The sequence below is a fragment of the uncultured Aurantimicrobium sp. genome (assembly GCF_936931525.1).
Lineage (GTDB): Bacteria > Actinomycetota > Actinomycetes > Actinomycetales > Microbacteriaceae > Aurantimicrobium.
Genome location: NZ_CAKZII010000105.1, coordinates 1 through 19,678 on the forward strand (window position 1 = coordinate 1; position 19,678 = coordinate 19,678).

At 55.4% G+C, this 19,678-nt stretch carries 16 protein-coding genes and 2 rRNA genes; 3 read left to right on the top strand and 15 right to left on the bottom strand.

Annotated elements, in window-relative coordinates; genetic code table 11:
• Positions 1-161: 161 nt before the first annotated feature.
• The 11 genes from xerD to Q0362_RS04950 form a co-directional block, all read right to left on the bottom strand.
• Positions 162-1,073 (bottom strand): site-specific tyrosine recombinase XerD, encoded by a 912-nt coding sequence (gene xerD, locus Q0362_RS04900; protein ID WP_298120542.1) that lies wholly within the window; start codon positions 1,071-1,073, stop codon positions 162-164.
• A gap of 18 nt (positions 1,074-1,091) precedes the next feature.
• Positions 1,092-1,757, bottom strand: coding sequence for an NUDIX hydrolase (locus tag Q0362_RS04905; protein ID WP_298120545.1), 666 nt, complete (start codon positions 1,755-1,757; stop codon positions 1,092-1,094).
• 1 nt (position 1,758) lies between these two features.
• Positions 1,759-3,435 (bottom strand): CTP synthase, encoded by a 1,677-nt coding sequence (locus Q0362_RS04910; protein ID WP_298120548.1) that lies wholly within the window; start codon positions 3,433-3,435, stop codon positions 1,759-1,761.
• 14 nt (positions 3,436-3,449) lie between these two features.
• The gene (recN, locus tag Q0362_RS04915) at positions 3,450-5,138 is read right to left on the bottom strand and encodes a DNA repair protein RecN (protein ID WP_298120550.1); all 1,689 of its coding nucleotides are present in this window, start codon (positions 5,136-5,138) and stop codon (positions 3,450-3,452) included.
• Positions 5,135-6,046, bottom strand: a complete 912-nt coding sequence (locus Q0362_RS04920) for an NAD kinase (protein ID WP_298120553.1) — start codon at positions 6,044-6,046, stop codon at positions 5,135-5,137. The genes recN and Q0362_RS04920 overlap by 4 nt, the downstream gene beginning before the upstream one ends.
• Positions 6,047-6,048: 2 nt before the next feature.
• Complete coding sequence (locus Q0362_RS04925) at positions 6,049-6,849, bottom strand: TlyA family RNA methyltransferase (protein WP_298120556.1); 801 nt, start codon at positions 6,847-6,849, stop codon at positions 6,049-6,051.
• Positions 6,842-7,006 carry a hypothetical protein gene (locus Q0362_RS04930; RefSeq protein WP_298120560.1) on the bottom strand — a complete coding sequence of 55 codons (165 nt, stop codon included), beginning with the start codon at positions 7,004-7,006 and terminating at the stop codon, positions 6,842-6,844. The genes Q0362_RS04925 and Q0362_RS04930 overlap by 8 nt, the downstream gene beginning before the upstream one ends.
• An 86-nt stretch (positions 7,007-7,092) precedes the next feature.
• Positions 7,093-8,217 carry a bifunctional 2-methylcitrate synthase/citrate synthase gene (locus Q0362_RS04935; protein WP_280795299.1) on the bottom strand — a complete coding sequence of 375 codons (1,125 nt, stop codon included), beginning with the start codon at positions 8,215-8,217 and terminating at the stop codon, positions 7,093-7,095.
• Between the two features lie 48 nt (positions 8,218-8,265).
• Positions 8,266-9,177, bottom strand: coding sequence for a methylisocitrate lyase (gene prpB, locus Q0362_RS04940; RefSeq protein ID WP_298120564.1), 912 nt, complete (start codon positions 9,175-9,177; stop codon positions 8,266-8,268).
• Positions 9,177-10,700 carry an MmgE/PrpD family protein gene (locus tag Q0362_RS04945; protein WP_298120568.1) on the bottom strand — a complete coding sequence of 508 codons (1,524 nt, stop codon included), beginning with the start codon at positions 10,698-10,700 and terminating at the stop codon, positions 9,177-9,179. Before Q0362_RS04945 ends, prpB begins: the two co-directional genes overlap by 1 nt.
• Before the next feature lie 28 nt (positions 10,701-10,728).
• A complete protein-coding gene (locus tag Q0362_RS04950; RefSeq protein ID WP_298120614.1) occupies positions 10,729-11,391 on the bottom strand; it encodes a GntR family transcriptional regulator in 663 nt (220 codons plus the stop codon).
• Between the two features lie 236 nt (positions 11,392-11,627).
• Between Q0362_RS04950 and Q0362_RS04955 the strand changes: the two genes are divergently transcribed.
• From Q0362_RS04955 to Q0362_RS04965, 3 genes are read left to right on the top strand one after another with little or no spacing between them, the layout of a single operon-like run.
• Positions 11,628-13,559 carry a propionyl-CoA synthetase gene (locus tag Q0362_RS04955; RefSeq protein ID WP_298120616.1) on the top strand — a complete coding sequence of 644 codons (1,932 nt, stop codon included), beginning with the start codon at positions 11,628-11,630 and terminating at the stop codon, positions 13,557-13,559.
• Between the two features lie 54 nt (positions 13,560-13,613).
• Complete coding sequence (locus tag Q0362_RS04960; RefSeq protein WP_298120618.1) at positions 13,614-13,967, top strand: DUF485 domain-containing protein; 354 nt, start codon at positions 13,614-13,616, stop codon at positions 13,965-13,967.
• On the top strand, positions 13,964-15,613 hold the full coding sequence (locus tag Q0362_RS04965; RefSeq protein ID WP_298120621.1) for a cation acetate symporter: 1,650 nt from the start codon (positions 13,964-13,966) through the stop codon (positions 15,611-15,613). The genes Q0362_RS04960 and Q0362_RS04965 overlap by 4 nt, the downstream gene beginning before the upstream one ends.
• Positions 15,614-15,671: 58 nt before the next feature.
• Here the strand turns inward: Q0362_RS04965 and Q0362_RS04970 are convergent, their stop codons facing one another.
• From Q0362_RS04970 to Q0362_RS04985, 4 genes are all read right to left on the bottom strand, one after another.
• Entirely contained in the window at positions 15,672-16,751 is a 1,080-nt protein-coding gene (locus Q0362_RS04970) for an HAD-IIA family hydrolase (protein ID WP_298120623.1), read from the bottom strand.
• Positions 16,748-18,907 (bottom strand): primosomal protein, encoded by a 2,160-nt coding sequence (locus Q0362_RS04975; protein WP_298120626.1) that lies wholly within the window; start codon positions 18,905-18,907, stop codon positions 16,748-16,750. Before Q0362_RS04975 ends, Q0362_RS04970 begins: the two co-directional genes overlap by 4 nt.
• Positions 18,908-19,018: 111 nt before the next feature.
• Positions 19,019-19,135 (bottom strand): 5S ribosomal RNA (gene rrf / locus Q0362_RS04980).
• Between the two features lie 133 nt (positions 19,136-19,268).
• Positions 19,269-19,678: ribosomal RNA gene (locus tag Q0362_RS04985) — 23S ribosomal RNA — on the bottom strand; the annotation flags it as partial.

The window sequence follows — 19,678 nt, forward strand, 5'->3', positions numbered from 1 at the left end:
TTCAAGGGACGTCCAGTTGGGCCGACTTTCACGCCGTTCTTGTACGTAACCACTCGAGTGTCCCCACTGTGAGATTGAGCAAAATATGGGCAATGAGAAACGATCGTCACTGAACTGCCGTGATGCCCATTCTAGCTAGTTCTGGGGCGGAATTTCTGTGGTTACTTCTGTGCTCGTGGGTGCGCCGTAATGTACGTCTCTCGCAGCGTATCTGCGGTCACCAGCGTGTAGATCTGTGTCGTTGCCACCGAGGCATGTCCCAGTAGTTCTTGAACCACTCGAACATCTGCCCCACCGGCTAACAAGTGGGTGGCAAAAGAGTGCCTGAACGTGTGCGGCGAGAGCTCAATATCGAGCTGTGCCCGCTCCCCTGCCTCACGAATGATGAGCCACGCCATCTGGCGGCTCACACGAGCTCCTCTAGGACCCAAGAACAAGGCAGGGGTGGACTTACCTCGAGCAGAGAACACCGGACGCACACGAACCAAATAGGCATCGAGCGCTGCTTGAGCATAGGAGCCCACTGGAACGATGCGCTGCTTTCCGCCTTTACCGCGCAGGCGAATCATGCCTTCGCTCACGGTGACATCATCCACGTTGAGCCCCACGGCCTCGGAAATACGCGCACCCGTGGCATAGAGCAGCTCCAGTAGTGCTTTATCTCTCACTCGGACTTCATCCTCACCGTCGGTGGCGGCAATCAATGCCGACATCTGTTCGACGGTGATGGCTTTGGGGAGGCGCTTAGGAAGTTTAGGAGGGTTCACATCTGCCGTGACGTTGTGCTCGACGATGTTCTCTTCCACCAGGAACTTGTGGAATCCCTTGATGGAGCTGAGGGTGCGGGACTGACTAGAAGACGTCAACGGGCTTTCGCTGCGGGTGGCCAACCACTGAACATAGGCACTCACATCGGGCAACGTAATTGCATCCGCCTCGGTCGTGCCCCGCTCCCCTAACCACGCTAAATACGCATCGATGTCGCGCGTGTAGGCAGAAACCGTGTTCTGAGAGAGTCCGCGCTCAATGGCGACATATCTCAGGTAGTTATCGCGTGCTCGTTGCAGGTTCATGGTCAGTACTGCACTGGCTTAGGCCTGCCAGGAAGCTCCCGAGCCAGAAGCATCGCGGTGTTCCCGCATTGCCCAGGGAGCATCTCCGGGACGCAGGGTGTCCCAGCCACGTGCCCGGGACGCATAGGCGTTCAGAACAGCGATCTGGAAGATCGAGTTGCTGACATTTCCTGCCAGCACGGCATCATGAGCTTCGTCCAAGCTCACCCAGCGATGTTCCATGTCGGCTTCTTCTTCACTGCGCTCAAAAGGAACGGGAGTGTTGTGGAGATCACGAGCAAGGAAGATGCGCACGATTTCATTCGAACCACCAGGTGAGGTGTAGTAATCAGAAAGAACTGACCACGAATCTGCCTGCAGATCTACCTCTTCAGCAAGTTCACGCTGTGCTGCCAGAAGAGCACTTTCACCGGCAATATCCAGCAGTCCTGCCGGAATCTCCCATTCGCGAGTGCGAATGGGGTGACGGTATTGCTGGATAGCAATGAAGCGGTCGTTATCGTCTAACGCAAGAACGGCAACTGCACCAGTGTGGTCGACGTAGTCACGAGCAATAACGTGTCCGTTGTATTCAAAACGTTCGTGCTCGATGTTCCAGACACGACCAGTGAATACCGTCTCACGTTCGGTGATTGTCACCTCGGCAGGCTGGTCAACCAGACCTTCCGCGTTGGTGTCGGACACGTTAGGCCTTTTCGATGTCGAACAGGCGAGTTGCCTTCTGGCGCTCCAGCGATGCTTCAACCAAACCTGCGAACAGGGGGTGAGCGTTGTTGGGGCGTGAACGCAGTTCTGGGTGTGCCTGGGTTGCGATGTAGTAAGGGTGAACGTCGCGAGGAAGTTCGACGAACTCCACCAGCTGACCGTCAGGTGACGTACCCGAGAAGGACAGACCAGCGTCAGCAATCTGCTGGCGGTAGGTGTTGTTCACTTCGTAACGGTGACGGTGACGTTCTTCAATGAGTTCAGAGCCGTAGACCGCTGCTGCAAGAGATCCAGGAGTCAGGGCTGCCTTGTAGAGACCCAAACGCATGGTTCCACCGAGGTCACCAGCATTGATGATGTCAATTTGCTCTGCCATGGTCGCAATTACAGGAGTCTTGGTTTCTGGGTCAAACTCAGAAGATGACGCATCTGGCAGACCAGCAAGGTTGCGTGCATATTCAATGACCATGCACTGCAGACCGAGGCAGAGGCCCAAGGTGGGGATGCCGTTCTCGCGAGCAAACTTGAGCGCACCAAGCTTGCCCTCGATACCGCGAATTCCGAAACCACCAGGGACACAAATGCCATCAAGATCAGAGAGATTCTCAGCAGCACCTTCGTGTGTTTCGCAGTCGTCGGAAGGTATCCAACGCAAGTTCACCTTGGTGCGGTGAGCGAACCCACCAGCACGCAGTGCTTCAGAAACGGAGAGGTAAGCATCAGGCAGGTCGATGTACTTTCCAACCAGACCAATGGTGACTTCGTGTGCAGGGTCGTGCACTGCTTCGAGCAGTGGCGACCAGTGCGACCAGTCAACCTCGTTACAGTCCAGACCTAGCTGCTCCACGATGTAGGCATCGAGGCCCTGGGTGTGCAGCATGGTGGGAATGTCATAGATGCTGGGAACGTCAACAGCGTTTACAACTGCGTCTTCATCAACGTCACACATCAACGCAATCTTGCGCTTGTTGCTTTCGGTGACGGGACGGTCGGAGCGAAGCACCAGAGCATCTGGCTGAATACCGATGGAGCGAAGTGCTGCAACAGAGTGCTGCGTGGGCTTGGTCTTCTGCTCACCCGAGGCACCCATGAAGGGAACAAGGGAAACGTGAACGAAGAAGACGTTCTTGCGACCGAGCTCGTGACGAACCTGACGAGCGGACTCGATGAAAGGCTGGGATTCGATGTCACCGACGGTGCCACCAATTTCGGTGATGATGACATCTGGCTGAGGGATATCCTCTGCCTGCAGGCGCATACGGCGCTTGATTTCGTCGGTGATGTGAGGAATGACCTGAACGGTGTCGCCAAGGTACTCGCCGCGGCGTTCCTTTGCGATGACCTGAGAGTAGATCTGGCCAGTGGTGACGTTGGCAGCCTGTGACAGGTTGATGTCAAGGAAGCGCTCGTAGTGACCGATGTCGAGGTCAGTCTCGGCGCCATCGTCGGTGACGAAGACTTCACCGTGCTGGAACGGGTTCATCGTTCCGGGATCCACGTTGAGATAAGGGTCGAGCTTCTGCATCACAACGCGAAGACCGCGTGCGGTGAGAAGATTGCCGAGGCTAGCCGCCGTCAGGCCTTTTCCGAGTGACGATACAACGCCCCCGGTGACAAAAATGTGCTTGGTTACGTTGTTTCCCGAAGTATTCACCACGGAATTAGAGCTTATCAGCGCTGGGCAGCTAACTGAATCAACTCGCGGGCGTGAGCCAATGCATTTTCTGAATCTGGCAATCCAGAGAGCAGACGTGCCATCTCTGCCTCGCGGTCAGCTCCGCGCAGTGTTTGCACACTACTTTCGGTCACTTCCCCCGAAGTGTCCTTGACTACACGTAGGTGATTGTTGGCAAACGCGGCTACCTGAGCCAAGTGGGTGACAACAATAACTTGAGACTTTTCTGCCAAGCGGGCAAGGCGTCGTCCGATTTCAATCGCCGACGCACCACCAACACCGGAGTCCACTTCGTCAAAGACATAGGTGGGAACAGAATCTTGCCCGGCAATGACAACTTCCAGCGCCAACATGATGCGAGAAAGCTCGCCACCGGATGCACTCTTGGAAATGGGGCGTGGATCAGAACCAGGATGTGGACGCAGTAACAACTCGACAGTGTCCGAGCCGTGGAGGGCGAGCTCGTCATTCTTTGTCACGCGCACAAACAGCTGAGCATCAGGCATAGCCAACGCAGCAAGTTCTTCTGTAACCGCTGCAGAAAGTTTCACGGCAGCTGCTTCACGGAGGTCATGCAGGGCATCTGCGCCTCGCACAACGAGCGCGTGATCAGCCGCTACCTCTTCGGCCAGCTCAGAGATGCGATCGGTGTCTCCATCGAGTTCCAGCAGGCGACGACTTCCTGTATCCAACAGCGCAATGACGTCATCGAGAGTAGGCCCGTATTTACGGATCAAGGTGTTCAGTTCAGCGCGACGGCTCTGAATGACATCAAGGTCGCGCTCTCCCTCGCCCTCGAGATTGGCAAGGTGGCTGGAAAGTTGACCTGTGACGTCGTGCAGCTGGAAAGACAACTGAGTAAGCGTTTCGGCAATTCCAGCCAGAACGGGATCAACATCTGACATCTTTTCCAGCAGACGCTTAGATGCGTCTACGCGAGCGAGAGCATCTCCCCCTTCACCTTCTTCGGAAGACAGTGCTTCGCGGGCCAGTGCTGTGGCAACACGGAGGTCTTCAGTGTGAGTGAGGCGCTCAGCAAGCGCGGTGAGTTGTTCATCTTCACCAGGCTGTGGAGCTGCAGCTTCAATTTCAGAAATAGAAAGGCGCAGTTCTTCTGCTTCGCGCGTGCGGGCATCACGCTGGGCAGTGATCTCTGCCAGCTCTGCTGCGTTGTTCTTCCAACGGCGAAACGCGTGGGCATACTCCCCCAGAACTTCAGCAAATTGTGCACCCGCAAAGCGGTCCAGTGCTTCACGCTGTGCTGAAGCGGAACGAAGACGAACCTGGTCTGACTGTCCATGTACGGCAACAAGCAGTTCTCCCAGTTCACCAAGAACAGCAACGGGTGTGCTCCGCCCCCCAACAACAGCACGGGAACGTCCTTCCACCGAAACTGAACGACCAAGTAAGAGCTCGTCTCCTTCGATGAGCCCACCGGCGTCGTTGACTGTTTCGGTGATGGCTTCTGGGTTCTTAAGGATCCAGCGACCTTCCACCCAGGCGGTGTCACTGCCGTTGCGCACTGCAGAAGAATCAGACCGCTCTCCTCGCAATAGACCTAGTGCTGTAACAACCATGGTCTTACCTGCACCAGTTTCACCGGTGATGGCCGTGAAGCCAGGACCAAGCGGAAGCACTGCCTCAGAAATCACTCCGAGGTCTCGGATGCGAATCTCTTCGATCACTGACCAGGTCCTCGCCATCCAGTGACGGGTAGGTCAAACTTCTCCACCAAACGATCCGTGAAAGCTTCAGCATGGAAGCGCGCAAGTAGAACTGGCGTGGGTGACTTCTTCACAATCACACGAGCACCTGGAGGCAGGTTGCGTGTGCGACGACCGTCGCACCACAGCACACCGTGACCACTGCGACGTTCAATGATTTCCACGGCAAAGACTGACTCAGGACCCACCACGAGAGGACGAGCAAAAAGCGCGTGAGCGGAAAGCGGGACCAAGACCATGGCGTCTACTGTGGGCCAGACCACAGGACCACCAGCAGAGAAGTTGTAGGCAGTTGAACCTGTGGGTGTGCTCATCACAACACCATCGCAACCAAAGCTGGAGAGCGGTCGGCGGTCAACCTCGATGACGACCTCGAGCATGCGCTCACGGCTTGCCTTCTCGACGGTTGCTTCATTGAGCGCCCAGGTTTCAAAGACAACCTCATTGGCCACCTTGACACGCACCGAAAGCGTGGATCGCTTTTCAACCTGGTAATCCCTGGCAAGCACACGTGCAACAGTCTGAGGAATAGAGTCACGTTCGGTTTCTGCCAAGAAACCAACGTGTCCTGTGTTCACACCCAGCATGGGGACCGATGCACCACGAAGCAGTTCTGCGGCACGAAGAATGGTTCCGTCTCCGCCGACAACAATGGCGCACTCGATCTGAGTTACAGCAACATCTTTTTCTAGCGTGACGAGAGAGGTGAGTTCTGGGGCCAACTCGAGGACAGGAGCTACTTCGAGCTCACGCAACACTGGAACGGCACCCTGAGATTGAATCTGCTGGCAGACTTCAACGGCTGCCTCAAGGGTTGCCTGCTGGGCAGCGTGAGAGACAACAAGAATGAAGCGTTGTTCTGCGCTCATTGTCATGCTCCTGCCAGTTGATGAACCTGTTGAGTCCATTCTGACGGATTCGACTGACTATCCGCGCGGAGCCAGAGCACATACTCGTGATTACCTGCTCCTCCGAGGATTGGGGAGGACAAGATGCCACAGACACCCAAGCCATTATCAAAGGCCGACCACAGCACCGCCATGACTGCATCTTCACGCAGTGCAGGGTTGGTCACGATGCCTTCTTTGACACCGGTGCGTCCGACTTCAAACTGTGGCTTGACCAACAGCACGTAGTCCGCGGTGGGCGTGGCACACGCTTTGAGCGCAGCCATGACATGTGTCAGGGAGATGAAAGAAAGATCAGCAACAACAATGTCAGCTGTGAAGTCGCGCTTCACTAAGCCAGAGAGTTGGCTCTGGTCAAGGTTCTTTGCATTGACCCCTTCAACAACAAGCACCCGCTCATCCGAGCGAATACGCGGTGAGAGCTGACCGTGGCCCACATCTAGCGCCACAACGAGCTCTGCTCCGCGCTCGAGAAGAACTTGAGTGAATCCACCTGTGCTGGCACCCACATCAAAGGCAGCCCGGCCTTTCACATCAATACTGAAGCCATCTAGGCCGGCAATGAGTTTGTGGGCGGCGCGAGAAACATAGTGATCTGCACCATCAATGCTGAGTTCAACCGTGTCGTCAACTTTGGTCGAAGCTTTATTCACGACTTTGCCACCCACGCGAACAAAACCTTCAGCGATGAGGGTTGCTGCGTGTGTGCGCGAACGCGCTAGGCCACGCTCAGCGAGGGCGGCGTCCAGACGTTGACTAGTCACGGGCAGGAATGTCGCCGCCTTCGAGCTGAGCACGCAAGTCGTCATAGAGCTTGGCGTAACCCTCGGCTCGGGTTTCCAGAGGTTGTCCTTCAACAACAGAGAGAGCGGAGACGAGTTCGCCGTCTGCGGGGCTCTGGGTGTGATCAGGAGTACTCATAGTTCAAGGTTATCGCACGCTAAAGATAAGAAAACCTTGCGGGAGAGACGATCCCGCAAGGTTCTACTTATTTCCTCTGATGGTGCTTAGAGGTGACGCTCATCCACACCGTTGTAGGCCGACAACGGGCGGATAAGGGCGTTTGCTTGGAGCTGCTCCATGATGTGAGCAGTCCAACCAGTGATTCGTGCTGCCACGAAAATGGGGGTGAAGGTCAGGGTGTCAAAACCCATCAAGTGATACGCAGGACCGGAGGGGTAATCCAGGTTTGGCAGGATTCCTTTACGCTCGGTCATCGCAGCTTCAAGACCTTCATAGAGGTCAAGAACATCAGGACGGTTGTAGTACTCGATGAGTTCAACCATGGACTTACGCATGGTGGGAACGCGCGAGTCGCCCTTTTTGTAGACGCGGTGTCCGAAGCCCATGATCTTGCGCTTCTCTACCAAAGCCTGTTCTAGCCATGCTTCTGAGCGCGCTGCGGAGTCAGGTCCGAAACCAATCTCGTTGAAGATGTGCAGCACTGCTTCGTTTGCACCACCGTGAAGTGGGCCCTTGAGAGCGCCAATTGCGCCGGTTACTGCCGAGTAGAGATCAGACAGTGTCGAGGTGATCACACGAGCGGTGAAGGTAGAGGCGTTGAAGGAGTGCTCTGCATACAAGATCAGGGAGACGCGGAACGCATCCACAACAATGTCATCGGGGATCTCGCCGAAGCTCATCCAGAGGAAGTTTGCTGAGTAGTCGAGGTCTTCACGAGGCTCGATGACACCTTCTCCGCGGCGACGGCGCTGGTCATAGGACACAATCGCAGGAAGCTTGGCAAACAAGGTGATGCTCTTGGCGAGGTTGCCCTCTGGGGAAGAATCATCCGTGTTGGGGTCAGAAGCACCAATCACGCTCACTGCGGTGCGAACGACATCCATGGGGTGTGCAGTCAAGGGAAGTTCGTCGATCACGCGCTTCACATTGGCATCGAGTGCGCGCTGTGCACGCTCCGACTTCTGGAACCCTGCCAGCTCTGCAGCGGTAGGAAGCTCACCATGCCAGAGCAGCCATGCGACTTCTTCAAAGCTCTTGCTAGCAGCAAGTTCCTGGACGGGGTATCCGCGGTAGAGCAGCGAGTTGGTCTCAGGGTTCACCTTGGAAACAGCGGTGGCGTCAACGACGACTCCGGCAAGGCCTTTGAAGATCTGGGGCTGTTCAGTCATTGCTTTTCCTCACAGGTAATGGCTTGTGGCCGAGGTGGAGTTGGTGGATTAGTGCTTTGTGTGGGTGCTCAGGTCGAAGTTGAAAATCCCTGAGTCGAAGTGGTTGTATTCCTCGTAGTCGAGAGTTTCGTAGAGATCTGCACGGGTCTGCATTTCAGAAACAGAAGCCTGGAATGATCCAGTTTCGTTGAGAGAATCAAGACCTCGAACAGCGGATCCCATAGCCAAACGCAGCAACGAGACCGGGTAAATCACGATGTTCACACCAATGTCAGAGAGCTGCTGTTTCGTGAAAAGTTCGCTCTTGCCAAATTCGGTCATGTTCGCCAGCATCGGAACGTCAATTGCTGCGCGCATGGCCTCGAATTCACTGAGGTCCTTCATGGCTTCAGGGAAGATCGCGTCAGCACCAGCATCGATGAGCATCTTGGCACGGTCGATTGCTGCATCTAGACCTTCAGCGGCACGGATGTCGGTGCGAGCCATGATGAGAAGGTTCTCATCACGGCGAGCATCTACTGCTGACTTAATGCGCTTGACGGCGGTGTCATTGTCCACGACTGCTTTGCCGTCGAGGTGACCGCAGCGCTTGGGGTTGACCTGGTCTTCGATGTGAAGACCAGCAACACCAGCGTCTTCGAGTGTCTGCACGGTGCGAGCCAGGTTGAGGGGTTCACCAAAACCAGTGTCTGCATCGATCAGAGCAGGAAGATCAGTCATGCGAGCAATCTGCTGACCGCGACCTGCAACCTCAGTCAGTGTGGTCAACCCAATGTCAGGCAGACCAAGGTCTGCTGCCAAGACAGCACCAGAGATATACACGCCATCGAATCCCTTGCTCTGAATGAGCTTGGCCGAGAGCGGGTTAAAAGCTCCAGGGAACTGCAGGAGTTCACCGGTTGCTAAACGCTCACGGAAAAGACGACGCTTCTCTGCAGGTGTTGTCTTGGCATACAGCATTAGAACAGACCCTTGGGAAGTGGTGCGGAAGCGAGAACGCCAGCCTTAGCGGTAACGGTCAGGCCACCGATCTCTTCAGCGGTGAGTTCTGGCAGGCGCTGAACGAGAGCCAAGAAGCGCTCAACTTCAGCATCTTCGATAACACCGTCAGCGAGAATGCGGAACTTGTTGATGTACTGCTCACGAGCGAAGGGACGCGCACCGAGTGGGTGAGCATCTGCAACTGCGAGCTCGTCCACGATGACTGTTCCATCGTTGAGGGTGATCTCCACGCGGCCACCGAATGCCTTCACTGCAGGGTCTTCGGAGTGGTAACGACGAGTCCACTCAGCGTCTTCCAACGTGGTGGTCTTGTTCCACAGCGCAACAGTGTCCGCACGACCTGCGCGAGCAGGTGCGTAGCTGTCAACGTGGTGCCATGCACCATCCTGCAGAGCAACGGTGAAGATGTAAGGAATCGAGTGATCCAACGTCTCACGGCTTGCAGTGGGGTCATACTTCTGTGGGTCGTTTGCGCCCGAGCCGATGACGTAGTGAGTGTGGTGTGAGGTGTGGATCACAACAGACTTGACGTTCTCGGGGTTGGTTGCCTCAGGGTGCTCGTTGTGGAGCTTGCGTGCAAGGTCAATCAGAGCCTGTGCCTGATATTCAGCAGAGTGTTCCTTGGTGTAGGTGTCAAGGATTCCGCGCTTGGCCTCGCCCTTTTCGGGCAGTGGCACTTCGTAGGAAGCAGAAGGACCATCAAGCATCCACGCGATGACACCATCTTCACCTTCATAGATAGGAGTGGGGCTGGTCTCGCCGCGCATTGCGCGGTCGACAGCTTCAACAGCCATCTTTCCTGCGAATGCTGGAGCGTGTGCCTTCCAGGAAGAAATTTCACCCTTACGTGACTGGCGCGTTGCAGTGGTGGTGTGCAGTGCCTGGCCGACAGCTTGGTAAATAGTCTCGGTGGGAAGACCGAGCATGGTTCCGATACCAGCCGCAGCCGAGGGGCCGAGGTGAGCAACGTGGTCAATCTTGTGCTTGTGCAGGCAGATTGCCTTCACCAGGTCTACCTGGATTTCGTATCCGGTTGCGATACCTCGAACGAGGTCAGCACCAGAAACACCCACGTGCTGAGCAACAGCGAGGATGGGAGGAATGTTGTCACCAGGGTGAGAGTACTCAGCAGCAAGGAAGGTGTCGTGGTAGTCGAGTTCACGAACAGCAACACCGTTTGCCCAGGCAGCCCACTCAGGTGAGACGCGCACATCCTGTGGCTCACCAAACAGGTTGGCACCATTGCCGCCGTTTGATGTGGGGTGCGAGAGTGCCTGCGAACGCGCTGCCACAACGGGCTTGCGAGTGAGGGACGCAACAGCAACAGACGCGTTGTCAATGATGCGGTTGATCACCATCTCGGTTACTTCAGCCGAAACAGCAACGGGGTCAGAAGCTACTTCAGCAATCTTCCACGCGAGTTGATCTTTGCGCTCAAGGGTTTCTTCACTCTTATAAACGCGGACATTGTGGAGCTTCATAGGGTTTCCCTTCTGGGCGTCGAGAGGCTTAGGCCACGTCGACTGATTTGAGGTGCCCCTTAACAGAGGCGCGAATGTTGGTCAAAGACTTGTGCAAGTGAACGTGCATTGCGTGTGCAGCCAGCGCTGCGTCACCATCGATGATGGCTTCAATGATGAGAAGAGTTTCTCGAGCACTTTCATGGAGTCGTGCAGGATTACCTTTCGCAATTCGACGAATACGAGAAAGGTGAACACGAGAGTTCTGTAAAGCTGAAACAAGGTATGCGTTGTTGATAGCAGCATCGATTGCTTCATCAAATTTTTCGTTGAGCTCGTAGTAATGACGGACTCCAACTTCGCCGGATTCAATCATCTGATCAGCATGAGCAAATTCATCAGCAATTTTCATGAACACTTTGGGATCACGACGCTGTGCTGCCAGACGTGCAGCCTGCTCTTCCAGCGCTTCACGAACTTCGTAAAGCTCTGTGATGTTCTCCAGCGAGATTTCTGTGACGACAACGCCACGACCTGGAGCGGACTCAACGAGGCCATCTGACATCAGGCGAGAAAGCGCTTCACGAAGTGGAGTGCGAGAAACACCAAGACGGGTGGACTGTTCTACTTCAGCTAAGACAGTTCCGGGAGCAATATCGCCATCGACAATCTCGTGGAACAGCTTGATATACGCCTTATCGCTAGCTCTCACGATGTCTCCTTTGACGTTGACGGTTGAGGTAATTGTATACAGACAACCTCCTCTATGTATACACACAGGTGTTTCAACACGCAATAGTGAAGAAATATTGGACGTTTTTGCATTTTGTGTATACAGTCGTGTCTAACGTTCCAATTCCTAGGGACATTTGTATCTAGGGATGAAGAACAGCAGCACAACTCAACAGATCACAACGGTGTGGTCTGAACTCAAAGGGGAGGCGAGAAATGACTGCAGCAACAGGTGCCTACCGCGCAGCTTATGAAGCAAGCGCCGCTAACCCTGAACAGTTCTGGATGGACGCCGCTCAGGCCGTCGACTGGATTACTCCCCCCACTTCTGCACTGGACTCTTCCGGTGCTCCTGTCTACCGCTGGTTCCCCGATGCAGAACTCAACACCTGCTTCAATGCTGTGGACCGTCACGTACTTGCCGGTCGCGGAGAACAAACCGCAGTGATCTACGACTCAGCCATGACAGGCGTCAAGGATCGCTTCACTTACAACCAGCTTCTCGAAGAAGTACAAGCCTTCGCAGGAGTACTGAAAGACCAAGGCGTCACCAAAGGTGACCGCGTCATCATTTACCTGCCCATGATTCCCCAGGCCATCATTGCCATGCTCGCCTGTGCTCGTATTGGTGCAGTCCACTCGGTCGTGTTCGGTGGCTTCGCTGCAAACGAGTTGGCTGTGCGTATCGATGACGCAACCCCCACCGTACTTGTCACTGCTTCTGGCGGTCTTGAGCCAGGTCGCACCGTGGAATACCTCCCCATGGTTGCTGAGGCTCTTTCGCTTTCCAAGGGATCTATTCACACTGTGATCGTGAAGGAACGTCGCAATGTTCCTGGCACCATCAAGACATACAACGGTGTTGACGGCGTTACCTGGCTCGACTGGGATGACGCAGCAGCCAAGGCAACACCTGCCGAGTGTGTTCCCGTTCTTGCGACCGACCCGCTCTACGTTCTTTACACTTCCGGCACCACCGGAAACCCCAAGGGCATCATGCGAGACAATGGCGGTCACGCAGTAGCACTGACCTGGTCAATGGCCAACATTTACAACATCAAGCCTGGCGAGGTCATGTGGGCTGCGTCTGACGTGGGTTGGGTAGTAGGCCACTCCTACATCGTTTACGCACCGCTCTTCGCTGGTGCGACCACCGTCATTTACGAAGGAAAGCCAGTCGGAACCCCAGATGCCGGCGCTTTCTGGCGCATTGTGGACGAATACAAGGTTCGCGCACTGTTCACGGCTCCCACTGCACTTCGCGCTATTCGCCGCGTAGATCCAGAACTTAAAGAACTTGCTCGTTACGACGTGACCAGCATGCACACCCTGTTCATGGCTGGTGAACGTCTTGACACTGAAACCCTCGAGTGGGCTTCTGAAGGTCTCAAGATTCCAGTTGTTGACCACTGGTGGCAGACAGAAACCGGATGGGCGATCACCGCCAACCTCCGTGGAATCGAAACACTTCCCATCAAGCCTGGTTCGTCAACCGTTCCTGTTCCTGGATACAAGGTTGAAGTTGTCGACGGCAAGGGCAACCACGTTGCTGCCGGCGAAGAAGGCAACATCGTGATCAAGCTTCCTATGCCTCCCGGAACACTTGCTGGCCTCTGGGGCCGCGCAGACGGTTACCAAAAGGCTTACCTCGAAGCATTCCCTGGCTACTACGCCACCGGCGACTCCGGCTACCTGGACGAAGATGGCTACGTCTTTGTTATGGGACGCACCGATGACGTCATCAACGTGGCAGGCCACCGTCTGTCCACCGGACAGCTTGAAGAAGCTCTCGCTCACCACCCCGATGTTGCTGAATGTGCAGTTATCGGCGTGAAGGATGAGCTCAAGGGTCAGCGAGCAAGTGGGTTTGTCACCCTCAAGGCTGGCGTGGATCGTAACCACGATGAGATTTGTACTGAACTGGTCAAGCTGGTGCGCGACAAGGTCGGCCCCGTCGCCGCCTTCCGCGATGTGCTCGTACTCGAGCGACTCCCCAAGACCCGTTCAGGAAAGATTCTGCGCAAAACCATGCGTCAGATAGTGGATGGCGAAGACTTCGTCGTCCCACCAACCATTGAGGACATCAGTGTTCTCGAAGACCTCACGGTGGCCTTAGTTGGTCACCCTGAACCGATGAAACCGGCTTGATAACCGGTTGCATCACAGCAATACCCCTTATCCACATTTCGGCAAGGAGGCCGTGTGAGTAATGAAGAGACCGAGAAGGGTCATCACAGGATTGACTATCCTGCCTTCGAAGAAACCCCTAAGTACAAGGAGCTCCGCAAGCGTCAACGCGGATTCGTAATCCCTGTACTCATTGCAGCTATGGCTTGGTACTTCCTGTACGTAGCACTCGCTGTGTTCGCATCCAGCTGGATGGCAACACCTGTAATCGGTGTTATCAACATTGGTCTGATTTTCGGACTTCTTCAGTTCGTTTCGACCTTCGGAATCACCATGTGGTACGTCAGCTTCGCTAACAAGCGTCTTGACCCACTGGCAACCGAACTTCGTCACGAGCTCGAAGCTAAGCAGAAGGCAGGTGTCGCATGAGTAACGCACTAGTACTCGCTGCAGATACAGCAAACGCAGGAGCGAGCGATCCCGTCCTCAACATGAGCATCTTCGGTGCTTTCGTTATTGTGACCATGATCATCGTTATCCGTGCTGGTCGTAACAACAAGTCGGCTAACGACTTCTACGCTGGTGGCCGCTCATTCAGCGGAACCCAGAACGGTATGGCTATCGCAGGTGACTACCTGTCGGCAGCTTCCTTCCTCGGTATTACCGGTGCTATCGCACTGGCTGGATACGACGGATTCCTCTACTCCATCGGCTTCTTGGTGGCATGGCTTGTAGCTCTGCTTCTGGTTGCTGAACTTATGCGTAACACCGGTAAGTTCACGATGGCTGACGTTCTGTCATTCCGCCTCCACCAGCGCCCCGTGCGTCTGGCTGCAGCAATCTCAACTCTGGTTGTCTGCTTCTTCTACCTCCTCGCACAGATGGCTGGCGCCGGTGGACTCGTTTCACTGCTCTTGGGCATCAACGACCAGGTTGGTCAGTCGCTGGTAGTTGGCGTCGTCGGTATCCTCATGGTGATCTACGTTCTCGTAGGTGGCATGAAGGGTACTACCTGGGTTCAGATCATCAAGGCAGGCCTGCTCATCGCAGGTGCAGCAATCATGACCGTCTGGGTGCTCGCACTCAACGGTTTCGACCTGTCTGCACTCCTGTCTAAGGGTGTTGAGGTTTCTCAGGCACTCGAGGCTCCATTCGACCCACTGCAGCCTGGTCTGAAGTACGGCAAGAACCCCATTGACTTCATCTCGCTGTCAATGGCTCTCGTACTCGGTACCGCAGGTCTCCCTCACGTTCTCATGCGTTTCTACACGGTTCCTACCGCTAAGGAAGCTCGTAAGTCCGTTGTGTGGGCGATTTGGCTCATCGGTGCGTTCTACCTCTTCACCTTGGTACTCGGCTTCGGCGCAATGACCCTCGTTGGTCCTGCTGTCATCGCTGCTGCACCTGGTGCTGCTAACTCTGCTGCTCCTCTGCTTGCAGCAGCTCTCGGTGGCCCCGTACTGCTCGGTATCGTTTCGGCGATTGCGTTTGCAACGATTCTTGCTGTGGTTGCTGGTCTGACCATCACCGCTGCTACTTCGTTCGCACACGACATCTACGCAAACGTCATCAAGCGCGGTGAAGTTCGCCCTAACGCTGAGGTCAAGATTGCTCGCATCACCATTGTTGTGATCGGTGCTCTCGCTATCCTCGGTGGTATCGGTGTTCAGGGACAGAACATTGCGTTCTTGGTTGCTCTTGCTTTCGCAGTTGCAGCTTCCGCAAACCTTCCAACCATCATCTACTCGCTCTACTGGCGCCGCTTCAACACTCGTGGTGCACTGTGGTCGATGTACGGTGGTTTGATTTCCTCTGTCGTACTGATTGCATTCTCCCCCGTGGTTTCCGGCAAGGTTGACCCCAAGACCATGGAGCTCACCGCTTCCATGATCAAGGGTGTGGACTTCCACTGGTTCCCACTGGACAACCCAGGTATCGTTTCGATTCCTCTCGCATTCCTGCTCGGTATCCTCGGTACCTACTCAGGTGGCAAGAAGGAGAACTCCTGGATTGCAGCTGAAATGGAAGTTCGTTCACTCACCGGTCACGGTGCAGAGAAGGAAGTTCACCACTAAGCACAACCGTACAAACAAGAACGCCCCTGGTTTTCCAGGGGCGTTCTTGCGTTAAGTCTTAGGAATAGAGTTCTTCCGGAACTGTGAAGCCAAAGATGGCAAGGCCGCTATCCCAGATGACCTGGCATGCTGCCCGAAGGAGGTCGATTTTGTCTTCTCCCCTATTCACAATGACTAGGTCCATGCCGTCCTTTCGCACGGTAGCACCGCGCACAGTGACAGAACCGTCCTTATTCGTAATCACAGTGGGATAGGGCAGAGATAACTCACGCAGATCGCCCAGGATGTAATCAGGACGTGAACCAGCAGGTGCCGCCAGAAGTTGCTTGGCTTGGTCAATGCCCGTCAGTACGAGCACTGTTTTCATCCCTGCACGATTACCACCCATCACATCTGTGTCGAGACGGTCACCGATAAACAGGGCAGTCTCTGGAGCGGCGGCCGTGCCGAAGCGACGGGCTGCCTCTTCGAAGATGGGAAGTTCTGGTTTACCTGCGACAACAGGAAGTCGTCCCACTGCGGTGTGCACGGCAGAAACTAATGTTCCATTACCTGGTGCCACTCCGCGGGCAACAGGAATAGTCCAGTCCATATTGGTGGCAACCCAGGGAATACCTGCGCTTTCACCAGCACCCGTGACTGTGCCACCAAAAGCATCCGCAGAAGGACGTGCATTCAGAGCAAAGGAGGCTTCTGCGAGCTGTTTCCAGCCCAGATCAGGAGAGAAACCCTGGATCACGGCAGCAGGATTGTCCTCAGCAGAAAACGTGACCGCATATCCGTTCTTCTCGAGCTCATAGGTCAAGCCTTCGCCACCAACCACCAATATGGTAGCTCCTGGCTCCACGAGATCAGCCAGCAAGTGCATGGCTGCTTGAGGTGAAGACACAATGTCGTCATCAGAACAACTCAGTCCCAATTCGCGCAGATGTCCTGCGACACTTGCTGCAGTTCTCGAAGCATTGTTGGTGATGTATCCAACACGAATGTGCTCAGCAACAGCATTGAGGGACTCCACAGCATGTGGAATCGCTCCAGGCCCTGCATAGACAACACCATCAAGGTCTGCCAGAACGACTGCCTTGCCCTCAATGGGACTCGGACCTAATTCCGGTTGCTTCTTGGAGAAGAGGCTCACGCCTTGTCTCCCTCGGCATCCAGATGAGCGGTCTCGATCAGGATTTGGCGAACATCATCTTCGAGAAGGTCATCAGGGCTGATTCCTTCAGCAATAAGAGCATCCTCTTCTTCTGGACTCAGCTCGGCTGAGGAATCAGCCTCTGCGTCATCTGAATCTTCAAAAGCGCCTGAACTAATGACATCTGCCAGTGCAACACCTTCGGAGTCAGTGATGTCCTCATTGTCGAGTTCGTAGTCATCTTCTTCGAGTTCCTCTTCGAACACGACAATGTCCTGTTCGTCTTCATCCGAAGAATCCATCAAATCAGCAGCAACGAGAGCCTTCTCTGCAACCTCAGCACACGTCGTCCATTCAGCTGCTTCTTGGTGACGCCCAAGTTCTTCAAGGACTTCAGCATAAGCACTGAAAAGTGCTGGGCTATAGGTAAATGCTTTGGAAGGATCTAGCTGAGGAATCTCCAGCTCGGCAAGAGCCAGGTCAACCTGATCTTGATCAAGACGAGCACCAGACATGGCAATAGACAGTGCAACCTGAGTTGATTCACTCAAACTGGAACGTTCAACAGAACGGCCAAGCTCCAACGCCTTGTCTGGGCGGCCAACACCACGCTCTGCATCCACCATGAGGGCAATTTGCTCATTAGAGCCAGAAATACGTCGGTAGGTGCGGAGTTCGCGAAGTGCCAGAGCAAAGTCTCCAATTGCATAAGCCGTAATTCCGAGGGTCTCGCGAACAATCGCAATTCGACCAGCTCGACGAGCTGCAGACAGCACGTGCTGGTGGGCAAGTTCAGGATTCTCATCCATCAGGCGAACGGCCATGACGAGGTGCTTGGCAACTCGTTCTGCGTTCTCCTTGGTGAGCGTCTTCAGTTCGTTGCGGGCAACCTTGTCCAGCTCATCACCGGTGACATCGTCATCAATCCAGGGATCATCGTGGTGAGGGCGAACCATACGAAGTTCGCGCGCCATGCGCTGCTCTTCGGTAAGTTCTGGCTCTTCCCAACGAGAAGTGCGGTCATCACGACCACCAGAATCACGACCCCCGGTGCGTGGAGCACCAGCACGGTCGGGACGTCCACCGCGATCTCCGAAGCGTGGTCGCTCTGAACGGTCGCCATAGGAAGGACGTTCACCCCCACGATCTGGGCGTGGACCTCTGTCACCATATGAGGGACGGTCTCCACGTTGTGGGCGATCACCGTAGGCAGGACGCTCAGAGCGTTCCGGGCGAGGTCCACGGTCGCCATAGGAAGGACGCTCTCCCCCACGGTCTGGACGAGGACCACGATCACCATAGCTGGGACGATCACCTCGAGGTGCTCCGTCGCGGTTTCCGTAAGAAGGACGATCTCCTCGTTGCGGACGATCACCGTAGGAAGGACGTTCTGAACGTTCGGGCCGTGGACCACGATCACCATAGGAAGGACGATCTCCGCGCTGCGGACGGTCACCGTAAGAAGGACGCTCGGAACGTTCTGGACGACCATTGCGGTCGCCGAAAGAGGGCTTGCCACCCCGATCTCCACCAGGACGCTCACCACGCGGTGCTCCGCTAGAGCCACCACGACCGAAGCCTCCGCGTTCCGGACGCGCGTTCCGGTCACCACGGTCGCCATATGCGGGTCGATCACCCGATGGGCGGTATGGACGGTCCCCTCGAGGGTCGCCATCGCGGTTACCATATGCGGGACGCTCACCTCGTGGAGCACCGTCACGGTCTCCGTAACGGGGGCGATCTCCACGGGGAGCAGCATCACGGTCTCCGTAACGTGGTCGCTCTCCCCTGTCTGGACGATCACCATAGGAAGGTCTGTCGCTGCGTTGGGGGCGATCTCCATACGAAGGACGTTCTCCACGCTGTGGACGGTCACCATACGAAGGACGTTCTCCTCGCTGACCACGATCTGCATATCCTGGACGATCGGAACGATCAGGACGTGATGCACGGTCGCCGTAAGTGGGACGATCCCCACGACCGGCGGCGGGACGTTCTCCACGCTGTGGACGTGACTGTCCATCACGGGGAACACCGTAGCGGTTAGGACGTTCTTCTCGAGAACCCTCTGAGCGGTTGTTGCGGGGACCCTGGCCATCGCGGCGGGGTCGGTCAGCACGATCAGGCGTGCCGAAATCTTCGTTTTTATCGCTCATAAGAGAGTCCTCTGTGTAGTTTGATCGCATCTGTGGCGTTGCCAACAGGTGCAAGGTCTAGCTTAACGCAAAATAGCCACCCGTAAAAACGGGTGGCTATTTTACAAATAAGTCCGGCGGTGTCCTACTCTCCCACAGGGTCCCCCCTGCAGTACCATCGGCGCAGAGAGTCTTAGCTTCCGGGTTCGGAATGTAACCGGGCGTTTCCCTCTCGCTATGGCCGCCGAAACACTATTGATGTATATCAAAGTGAAACGAGCACATACGAAATGTGCAGGTTCTCGACCGTACATCGAGAACCACTCAGTGGACGCGAACATCAGGCCACAAAACCCAGCCTTACAACGGGTTATGTGTAGTGATTATCAAATTATTGGCTTATTAGTACCGGTCAGCTCCATGGGTCTTTAGTCCCCACTTCCACATCCGGCCTATCAACGCAGTAGTCTAGCTGCGAGCCTCTCCCCCGAAGGGATGGAAATCTCATCTTGAGGCCGGCTTCCCGCTTAGATGCTTTCAGCGGTTATCCATTCCCAACGTAGCTAATCAGCGGTGCTCCTGGCGGAACAACTGACACACCAGAGGTTGGTCCGTCCCGGTCCTCTCGTACTAAGGACAGATCCTCTCAAATTTCCTGCGCGCGCAGAGGATAGGGACCGAACTGTCTCACGACGTTCTAAACCCAGCTCGCGTACCGCTTTAATGGGCGAACAGCCCAACCCTTGGGACCTACTCCAGCCCCAGGATGCGACGAGCCGACATCGAGGTGCC